Origin of the sequence: uncultured Rhodococcus sp., from assembly GCF_963525155.1 — a bacterium.
Lineage (GTDB): Bacteria > Actinomycetota > Actinomycetes > Mycobacteriales > Mycobacteriaceae > Rhodococcus_F > Rhodococcus_F qingshengii.
Genome location: NZ_CAURKP010000186.1, coordinates 1 through 9,452, shown reverse-complemented (window position 1 = coordinate 9,452; position 9,452 = coordinate 1). Strand labels below are relative to the sequence as shown.

9 protein-coding genes are annotated in these 9,452 nt (G+C 64.6%); 3 read left to right on the top strand and 6 right to left on the bottom strand.

All coding sequences use genetic code 11. The features are described from left to right. The 3 genes from mptB to RWT78_RS24885 form a co-directional block, all read right to left on the bottom strand. A partial coding sequence (mptB, locus tag RWT78_RS24895) for a polyprenol phosphomannose-dependent alpha 1,6 mannosyltransferase MptB (RefSeq protein WP_314681645.1) occupies positions 1 to 572 on the bottom strand: 572 nt, incomplete at its 3' end. A gap of 98 nt (positions 573 to 670) precedes the next feature. Next, positions 671 to 2,263 (bottom strand): phytoene desaturase family protein, encoded by a 1,593-nt coding sequence (gene crtI / locus RWT78_RS24890; RefSeq protein ID WP_050655811.1) that lies wholly within the window; start codon positions 2,261 to 2,263, stop codon positions 671 to 673. 2 nt (positions 2,264 to 2,265) lie between these two features. After that, positions 2,266 to 3,405: a polyprenyl synthetase family protein gene (locus RWT78_RS24885; protein WP_314681642.1), complete on the bottom strand. Its 1,140-nt coding sequence runs from the start codon at positions 3,403 to 3,405 to the stop codon at positions 2,266 to 2,268. Between the two features lie 170 nt (positions 3,406 to 3,575). Here RWT78_RS24885 and RWT78_RS24880 point away from each other — a divergent pair, with 170 nt between their 5' ends. Continuing rightward, a complete protein-coding gene (locus tag RWT78_RS24880) occupies positions 3,576 to 4,565 on the top strand; it encodes a methylenetetrahydrofolate reductase (protein ID WP_003941803.1) in 990 nt (329 codons plus the stop codon). A gap of 47 nt (positions 4,566 to 4,612) precedes the next feature. Here the strand turns inward: RWT78_RS24880 and RWT78_RS24875 are convergent, their stop codons facing one another. The 3 genes from RWT78_RS24875 to RWT78_RS24865 form a co-directional block, all read right to left on the bottom strand. After that, the gene (locus tag RWT78_RS24875) at positions 4,613 to 5,407 is read right to left on the bottom strand and encodes an LppM family (lipo)protein (RefSeq protein WP_073512231.1); all 795 of its coding nucleotides are present in this window, start codon (positions 5,405 to 5,407) and stop codon (positions 4,613 to 4,615) included. A 70-nt stretch (positions 5,408 to 5,477) separates the two neighbouring features. Further along, the gene (locus RWT78_RS24870) at positions 5,478 to 7,076 is read right to left on the bottom strand and encodes an NAD(P)/FAD-dependent oxidoreductase (RefSeq protein ID WP_314681638.1); all 1,599 of its coding nucleotides are present in this window, start codon (positions 7,074 to 7,076) and stop codon (positions 5,478 to 5,480) included. Further along, on the bottom strand, positions 7,073 to 7,678 hold the full coding sequence (locus RWT78_RS24865; RefSeq protein ID WP_314681637.1) for an N-acetyltransferase: 606 nt from the start codon (positions 7,676 to 7,678) through the stop codon (positions 7,073 to 7,075). The genes RWT78_RS24870 and RWT78_RS24865 overlap by 4 nt, the downstream gene beginning before the upstream one ends. Positions 7,679 to 7,825: 147 nt before the next feature. On the opposite strand from RWT78_RS24865, the gene RWT78_RS24860 reads away from it, so the two are divergent. Both RWT78_RS24860 and RWT78_RS24855 read left to right on the top strand, forming a co-directional pair. Then, a complete protein-coding gene (locus RWT78_RS24860) occupies positions 7,826 to 8,377 on the top strand; it encodes an SAV_6107 family HEPN domain-containing protein (RefSeq protein ID WP_223304500.1) in 552 nt (183 codons plus the stop codon). A 237-nt stretch (positions 8,378 to 8,614) separates the two neighbouring features. Continuing rightward, positions 8,615 to 9,061 carry a DUF3040 domain-containing protein gene (locus tag RWT78_RS24855; RefSeq protein WP_003941660.1) on the top strand — a complete coding sequence of 149 codons (447 nt, stop codon included), beginning with the start codon at positions 8,615 to 8,617 and terminating at the stop codon, positions 9,059 to 9,061. Positions 9,062 to 9,452: the final 391 nt, after the last annotated feature.

Below are 9,452 nucleotides of genomic sequence, written 5' to 3'. Positions count from 1 at the left end.
CCGGCGATGACGTTCTCACCGGTCAGCCGAACGATTGCGTCGGCAAGGAGAAGGTGAACCGGACCGTACGGGGTAGTTGTCGTCGTCCACACGTTGGAGACGTTGTCGAGCAGGATTCCCGGATTGACGACGGGGCCGACGGCATACGGGTCGAAGCCGTTGCGCAACAACGCGCCTTGCGCCAGGTAGGAGTAGGCGTCACGGCTGAACATGGGCACCGCGAACAGCAGCGGAAACGTCCAGACCGGGACGACGTAGCGCAGGCCGCGCAACGAGACGTCACCGCGCAGAGTCGAGCGGCCCAGTCGAACCCAGGCGGCGATCATGCACAGGACACCGATCCAGACGATGGCCGCCGACAGAATCGATCCGTGTCCGAAACGGAGCCAGGACAGATGCATCGACTCGAGCATCGGATCTTGGCGCCGGACGCTACCGGCACCGAATCCGCCGAAAGTGATCATGACTGCGCCGAAGAAACCGAGCAGTGCACTGTGACCTTCGGGAGTCCGAAGGAAATTGGCGGCCCTTAGGTGCCACGGTCTTTCAGTGGCTGCGGCAGAGGACGTCATCGGTGCAGGTTCCTCCCCCGAGGAGATCGGTGTCGATCGGCGCATGCAGCGCCCGAGTCGGTGAATCGTGGATGAATGGTCGGTTACGAGGGGCTAGTTTAGTTGCTCGCACGAGTGCCCACCGCGCTGGCTCGCTCGCGTGTACCGGTAATACGTTCGGCGGCGAGCCGTCCGGACAGCAGAACGGTCGGTACTCCCACCCCCGGAACGGTTCCCGATCCGGCGAGAACGACGTTGTCGAAGCCGCGGGCGAGGTTCTTGCGTCGGAACGGCCCCGTCTGGGTGAAGGTGTGTGACGCCGCGAACGGGCTACCCGCGGCCATGCCCTTTTCGAGCCAGGTCTGCGGGGTGTCGATGTGATCGATATCGAACCCCTCCACCAGTCCCGTATAGCCACGTTCTTGCAGCGTGAGGATGATTTCACGCACGTAGGCCGGGCCGAGAACTTCCCAGTCGAGCGGCGCACTGTCCAGATTCGGGCACGGCGCGAGGACTGACAGCGGTTCACGGATCCGGCCGTCTCGCGAGAAGACCAGGCTCGGGTCGGTCTGCGCCGGTCGGGTGACGAGCAGTGACGGATCACTCATCAGCCGCCCGCGGCCGCGGCGTGCCGTGATCTCGGCGAAGGTGCGCTTCCACGCCTCGCCGAAGTCGATCATGTGGTGTCGCTGCGCGGGCCATTCGTCGGCGACCGCGGAGGAAACAGTGCCGTGAATCACGACGGCGGACGGCGATGTACGCACCGGGCGCGGACGCAATCGCGTATGTGGGCGCAAGAGCGAGTCCGTGACGGCCATGTCGGGAGTGAGGACGGCGGCGTCACAGTCGAAGCGCTCGCCGTCGCGTGTGTGAACGGTGTGCACGCGCCGATCGCTCACCTCGAGGCGTTCGACAGTGCGGCCGAGATGCAGAATTCCGCCGGCCTCGGTGAAGGCGTCGGCCATCGACTCGGCGATCGTGCGCATTCCGCCCTCGGGGAAGTAGACGCCGAGTGAGGTGTCCATGTGAGCGATCGCCCCGTACACCGCGAGGGCCCGAGACGGAGCAACGCCCGCATACAGCGCTTGGAAGGTGAAGATCCGCCGGAGGCGAGGGTCGCGGATCTTGCGATCCACCTGCCCGCCCAGTTTCCCGAATCCTCCCAGTGCGACGAGCCGGCTCAGATCTTTGACTGCGTCACGCGAATTGACCAGTCCGAGGGGAGAATCGAAGTCGGCGTCCATGAAGCGGTCGAATTCCGCGTCGAAGATCCGGTTCAGCCATCGCCGCAACGCACGGTATCGCTGCGCTTCTTCCGGCCCGCAGACACGGGAGACCTCGGCAGCCATGTCTTCTGGATCGGCGTGGACATCGAGAGCGGTGCCGTCTGCGAATCGCGCGTGGTACGTCGGATCGAGCTTGTGCACAACGAATTTGGGGTTTGTCGAGGCTGGGTCGGCACCGACGGCCGCAAGCGCGTCTTCGACGAGTTCGGGCATCGTGAGCACCGTTGCGCCGTTGTCGATGCTGTAGTCATTGCCCTGGTAGACACCGACTCGCCCACCGACCGAGCTGTTGCTCTCGAGAATCGTGACGTCGCGGCCGGCGCCACGCAGATACAACCCCGCAGACAGTCCGGCAAGTCCCGCGCCGACGATCACGACTCGATCGGTCGGCGAGCTGACGGTTCGAGTGCGGTGCACGTGTGCCACGATCAGTAGCTTCGCTTCGTGGCCGCGATCGCCATGTCGGTCAGGCGAGCCTTGGAATCTGCCGTTGCCGTGCTCGAGTCGAGGGCGTTCGCAGCTGCCTCGACGAGGGTGTCGATCTGCGTTTCGACGTCGGTGACGGCGCCCAGATCGGTGATCACCTGGCGCAGAGTGTCGACCTCGGTGTCGGTCAGCTGGGTGCCGATTCCGTTGCGGAGCAGTTCTGCTGCCGCCGGATCTGCGGCGTCGGCGCGGGCAAGCGCCATCGCGAACAGGACAGTTCGCTTACCGGCGATGAGATCGTCGCCCGACGGTTTGCCCGTGACGGACGGATCTCCGAAGACACCGAGCAGGTCGTCGCGAAGTTGGAAGGCGATACCGATGTCCGTGCCGAAGGTCCGGTAGGCATCGACCAACTCGGCGTCCGCACCGAACAGCGCGGCGCCGAGGTGCAGTGGGCGTTCGATCGTGTACGCGGCGGTCTTGTAGCGGTTGACCCGCATGGCTGCCTCGACGGTCTCGTCGCCTCGGGCTTCATTGCTGATGTCGAGGAATTGGCCACCGAGCACCTCGGTCCGCATTGCCGACCAGACCGGGCTGACACGTGCGGCCGCCTCGGGGCTGATCCCGGATTCTCGGATCATGTCGTCCGCCCAGGCCAAGGCCAGGTCGCCGAGAAGAATGGCGACGGCCTCGCCGAAGTGCGCGGAATCGCCGCTCCACTCCTCGTCTCGGTGCTGGTCCTCGAATTCGACGTGAACGGTCGGGAAGCCGCGCCTGGTCGTGGATGCGTCGATGATGTCGTCGTGGACGAGCGCGCAGGCCTGCACCAGTTCGAGGGCGGCGCACGCACGAATCACCGCGTCTGCGTTCTTACCGTTCGGGTCGCCTCCGGCGCCGAGCCATCCCGTCCAGGCGAACGACGGTCGGACGCGCTTTCCTCCGCGCAGGACGAAGGCCTCGAGGGTGCTGACGGCCTCCTCGTATCCACCGCCGATGTTCGAGACGAGTTCGCGGCGTGAAGCGAAGAAGTCGCGGAGCGCTGCTTCGAACAGACCTGGCAGTTCGAGTGAGGTCGGATGCGGTGCGGTGTTGGTCGAACTCTGTCCAACGCGCGCGGTTCCTGCGGACAGGGTGGCCTCCAAGATCGGTATGTTCTCGCGCCGGATGGTTACACGGAAGCGAGCTTGGGGCCCAGCTTAGTAGGGGTTGGAATCAACGGCGGGTCGGGCCGTGAACTGCGCGATCCTGACATTCGGGATACGCAGTCCTGGGCGATGAGCTTGTTTGCAGCGGGAAAACATATGCTTGACCGGTGACATTCGATCCAGTCAGGGGCCGCTCCAGCGAGGGGTGGGCCACCCGAACACCGTCGATCGTCGATCGGATCGCTTCCTCGACAGGTAGCCGTATTCCGTTCTCGGTCGAGTTTTCGCCGCCGCGTGACGCGGACGCCGAAGCGCGCCTGTGGCGTGCGGTGCGTACCTTCGAGCGGCTCGGACCGGCGTTCGTCTCGATGACCTACGGCGCAGGTGGCTCGACGCGCGATCGTACGGTGCGTGTCACCGGCGAACTTGCCGAAGAGACGACCCTGCTGCCGGTTGCTCACCTGACTGCTGTCTCACACAGCACCGAAGAGCTTCGCGCCATGGTCGGTGCCTACGCCGATCGTGGGATCAGCAACATCCTCGTATTGCGCGGCGATCCGCCCGGCGATCCGCTCGGCGAGTGGAAGAAGCATCCCGAAGGCGTCGAGTACGCCGAGGAACTCGTGCGGATGGTCCGTGACCTGGGCGACTTCCACGTCGGCGTCGCATCGTTCCCCGAGGGGCACTACCGCGCTCCGGACTTGGCATACGACACGAAGTACCTGGTGTCGAAGTTGCGTGCCGGCGCCGAGTACTCGATCACACAGATGTTCTTCGACGTGGAGGACTACCTGCGTCTTCGTGACCGGGTGAGTGCGTACGACGCAGAACAGGGCGCCAAGCCGATCATCCCGGAGATCATGCCGGTGACGTCGCTACGCTCGGTGCGGCGCATGCTCGAGCTCTCGGGCTCGTCATTGCCCCCCGCTCTCGAGCGTCGATTCGACGCCGCGGCCGGAAGCGGTCCGGACGAGAACCGTGCAGCGGTCCGCGAACTCGGCATCGATCTGGCCACCGAGATGGGTGAGCGGTTGATCGCCGAAGGCGCTCCGTGCCTGCACTTCATCACGTTGAACTTCGCGCGCGCCACCAGTGAGGTCCTCGAGCGACTCGGTCTCACCCCCGACACCTCTGTCGGGACAGCGCAAGCCGTCTGATCCCGGTTGCCCCGCTCGACACCAATCGAGGGGGCAATCGCCAGGCGTTACTTCGTGGTGTTTTTCGGATTCCTGGTGTCAGCTTGCTTGCTGGCAGGTGATTTCGTGACAGGCGTCTTCATAGCCGGTGCTTTCGCGGCGGGAGCCCGCTTGATCGGTGCTCGATTGCGCGCCATCCAGGCCATTGCACCGACGACAATCGCGACACCGAGCGCCAGCCCGGCCATGATTCCTGCCCACCCGGCGAAGCTTCGGGTGCTTGGGTCCGCGTAGTTGACCTCGGCGCGCATTGTCGACACCTCGCCGGCGGGCAAGGTCCACGACACCCGGGAATCGCCGTCTCGTGTTCCGTTGGTCGTGCCGACCCGTGCCGGGAAGGCGATGCTGACCTGGACGTCGGCGCCCTGAGTTGGAACCGTCTTCAGGTCTGCCTTGCCGTCGAGCGTGACGGTGTCCCCGGATCGCTTGAGGGTGATCTGGAACGACCCGGACCCCTCGGCGTACATGGAGCCCAGTTGGGCGACGTCACCGAAGGACAAGTCGCTGAAGAACGCCTGGCTGCCGACGTACCCGTCCTTCTTGTACTCCTGAACCCGTATCTTGTCCTCCAGCGACGAAGGTGGGGTCAGCTGCGGACCCTTGTCCGCCTCGTTCGCCGGAATAGCGGCAGCTACTACCTGTCCGGTCACACGATCGTTCGCGGACACTCCCATCGACACCTGCACGCGGATGCACCCGGCCAGCAAGGGAACAAGCATGAGGGCGAGCGCGGCAACCGTCAGGAAACGTTTCCGACTGGTCGGCTTGGCGGCGGGATCGGTGGACTGTTGCACAGTGGTCATCGTGCCAGCCGTGGCGTAGCCAGTCATCGAGGCGGGGGCGTGTCGGCGGGTGAAGTTCGGCGGGTGACCTTCACGACCTGCTCGAACGACGCATCCAACGACGAGTCGCGCCCCGGCGGCTGTCCGACAGCGCGATTCGAGCCGCACTGCGACCGCTGGCTCCGGACACACCGCCACCGGGATGAGTCGATGCTCCGGTCAGATACAACCCGTCTGCTCCCGGAACGCGATGGCCGGACAGTTCCGGAAGCGGTCGCCACAACATCATCTGATCGAGTGACATCTCGACGTGCATGACATTTCCGCCGATCATCCCCAATTCCGACTCGATGTCCCGGGGGGTCTGAATGAACCGGTCGAGGACGGAATCGGCGAACCCGGGTGCGAAAGCCTCCATCTCGCCGACGATCCGGTCGGCCTCCGCCTCGGCGACCGATGCCCAATCGCGATGTCCGCTGAGGCGATACGGTTGCCACTGCGACCACAGTGTCACCTGATGCCGACCGGCCGGGGCGATCGTGGGATCGATTCCGCTGAAACTCATTCCGAGAACCGCAGGGCGAGGAGGAAGTTCCCCCGCCAGTGCTGCGCCGTGTGCAGTGCGCAAGTGTGCGCGATCGGAGACGAGTAATTGCAATCCCGAGGTACTTTCCCGTGTCGTGGCGTCGCCGCGGTACGACGGAAGCGCGGATGTCGCCAGTCGAAGTACCGCGCCGATGCCGGGGCCGACCCTGATTTTCCGCCGCCAGTGATCGAGCGTGGTTCGGTCGAAGCCCCCTCGGCCCAGGAGGTCGAGCGTGGTCAGGATGTGGCACCCGGCGATTACCCTGCGAGCGTGAACTTCTCGACCGCTCTCGGTTGTGGCGGTCCAGTGACTCGAGTTTCGGCGGATCGACGTCACGCCGTCACCGAGCGCGACCGTGGCGCCGTCGACAGCCATCCGGGAGGCCAGCGCAGCACTCAGTGCGCCGCTTCCACCGACTGCTCGCCCTGGCGGCAAGACGTGCATGAGGGCCGCGAAGCCGACCATCGGAGCGGTTCCCGGTTCCGACATCGCAGGCCCGGACTGGGCGCCGAACCACGCAAGCGCTGCCTTGAGTGCCTCACTGTCGAAATACTCGTCGAGCAGTGCGTCGCCAGGCGCGAGGAACTGCCGAGACAGTTCGCTGTTGCCGCGTGCGGTGGCGAGACCTCCGAACGCACCGATCAGGTTCGATCCGGTGGGCGGTGCGGAAAACGCTTTCATGACATGTCGACTGCGCTCCGACCAGACCGCGACGAATCGCCGGTAGGAGTCGGCGTCCTTTGTCCCGCATGCTCGTTCGATGGACCAGCAGGTTGCGTCGAGGTCGCGGTGAAACACGATGCCCGGCCCGTCGGTGCCCGGGGCGGGCGGCGCGAACGCCCACGGGTCACAGTCGATGTAGCGCAGTCCGTGCGCGCCGAGTCCGAGTTCCTCGATGATGCCGCTGTGTCGGATCATGAGGTGTGCCGACGACCCCCGGTCCACCTTGTATCCGGGAAATCGCTCGACGGTCGAGACGGCGCCGCCGAGAACCGTGTCCTTCTCCAGAACCTCGACCGACCAACCCTCGCGTGCGAGGTAGGCGGCCGATACGAGCGCGTTGTGTCCGGAGCCGACGACGACGGCGTCGAGAAGCGCGCTCACAGCGGGAGTTCACGGCCGAGGACTGCGAACGGCCGGTTGTCGCCGGCAAAACGAAATCTGCGGAGCACGTCACGAAAGCCGAGGCGACGGTACAGCCGCCAGGCTCGGTTGTCCTCGTCGTACACCTCGGGTGTCGACAACAGAACACTGCGTTCGGGTCGATCGACGAGGAGGTGACGCAAGAGCGATTCGCCCAACCGGTGACCTTGTCCGTTCGGATGCACGTGGAGTTCGGTGAGTTCGAAGTAGTCGCTCAGAATCGCGTCGATCTCGCTCTGGGGACGACCCGAGCGCCGAAGCCCGTGCAGTACCTGTTGATGCCACCACTGGTCCGGGCTCCCGCGATACCCGTAAGCGATCCCCACCAGCGGCAGATTTTCGTGTGACGGTTGCTGAGGAACCGCCAAAGCGCCGACTGCCTTCCAGCCAGGCCGGTTCGCGTGCTCCTGCCACATCGGTGCGCGATGGAACTCGGTTCCTCGCGGATAGTCCATCGCGGTGACGTACACGGCCAGTGCCTCGTGGAGTCGACTCGCGAATTCTGCGCGATCGAGGTCGACCGTATGTGGTGTCCAGGCGATCTGCGGGTCGACCGGTCTCACCTCTTCTCTTGACGGCGTGTCGGTGGGTGCAGTTATATTGAATAGGTCGAACAGATGTTCGATGTGGGTGATCCGGAGATGCCCGAAGGGAAGCGGGCATCTCCGGCCCACCTGGTCTTGGATCCTCACGGTGCAGGAGGTGCCCCGATGTCCGAGCGTGTGAAGCCTGAACGTGTGAAGTGCCAACGAACTCTTCCTGCCGAGTTGTCGAGTCCGTCGGATGCCGCAATTTCTCGATTGCCGATGTCGGCGAGGCGGTCCTTCGGCGCGAGGGACGCCAGCGACCGCACTGCTCGAGTGGGAAAGTCCGGTGTGGCGTGGGGGCTGCTCCGGAAGGCGGATGCGCTTCTCGAGGAAGCGATTGGGGCGGGCGATCCTGCCGACCGGTTCCGGTGTGCCTACCTGGCGGCCCTACGTGGTGCCGGGGCAGTGTTGGCCGCAGCTCCTGCCGGTGCCGGCTCGAAGCGCAAGCGAAGCGGAAACGCGTGGGTTCTGATGGACGCCGCAGCGCCCGCGTTCGGAGCGTGGTCGAAGTTCTTCGCAGGGTGGTCCTCTACGCGTGCGGCCGTGGAAACCGGCGTGTCGATCGTGATCACGGACTCCGATTCCGACGCATTCTTCGCCGAGGTCGGCCGTTTTCTCACGGCGGTCGAAGATTTCATCGGTCAGGACGCGTCCGAGCATTTGCGAGCGTCGTGAACAAATGGTCCGTGTCGGCAGTTGTTTCCGGGGAATTTCCTGGTCCGCACAGGCAAATGGAGCCGAATCGGGGCCCTTCGGCACGAATACGTACGCTTGTGGCGGAACTCGTACCCGGAGTTGGTGGTCCGAGACCTAAACTGCTCGTATTATGAAAACAGGTAATCGTCCAACTTGATTACCCGCCGCCTCACACCGTGGGGTGGTTGCCAAACTTCCAGTGCCGGGGGAGGTACCGTGCCACTCTCCGAGCACGAGCAGCGCATGCTCGATCAGATCGAGAGCGCTCTCTATGCCGAAGACCCCAAGTTCGCCTCCAATGTGAGGGGCGGCCGTATGCGGGCGCCGTCGAGTAGACGGCGGTTCCAAGCAGCGGCTCTATTCGTGCTGGGTCTGGTCCTGCTGATCGCGGGGGTTGCACTCCCGCTCAAGCCGGGCGGTTTTCCGATCATCAGCCTGTTCGGTTTCTTGTTCATGTTCGGCGCAGGGGTGTTGTTCCTCTGGGGTGGTGGACGTAAGTCTGCGCCGGCCGCCGACTCCGCCTCCGAAGGTGGCAATCATCCCTCCGGTCCGCCGGGTAGGGGTAGTGCCGGCGGATCCGGGCGGGGACGCGGCCGGAAGTCCGGCGGCGGATTCTCGTCGCGGATGGAAGATCGATTCAAACGCAGGTTCGAGCAGGACTAGCTCTCCCGCCCTTCTTCGGGTGTACTTCGAGAGTGATGCAGTTCGGACGTGACGCCCTCTTCAGGGCACGGACGACCACACGCCGTTGCGGTTGGTGTTGTACTTGTGCGCCGGCAATCCATCGAGTGAATCAGTGACGTGCGAGCGAATCACTCGCCACTCCTGCTGCCTCAGGGCATGCCCGCGGGCTTCCTCCACTTCGCTCCACTCGGCCCTCCACTTTCCTCCACCCTGGTCGAACTGCAGCGCACGACCAGACCTCGTCCCGCTCACGTCTATTCGAAAACCGCGCTTGTACTGCGATTTTGTGTGGGGGAGCAACAGATCGTGGCGTAAAGGGTCGATCTGACGGCGGTGTGGGCCGGGACACGGTTACAAATTTCCCCCACGT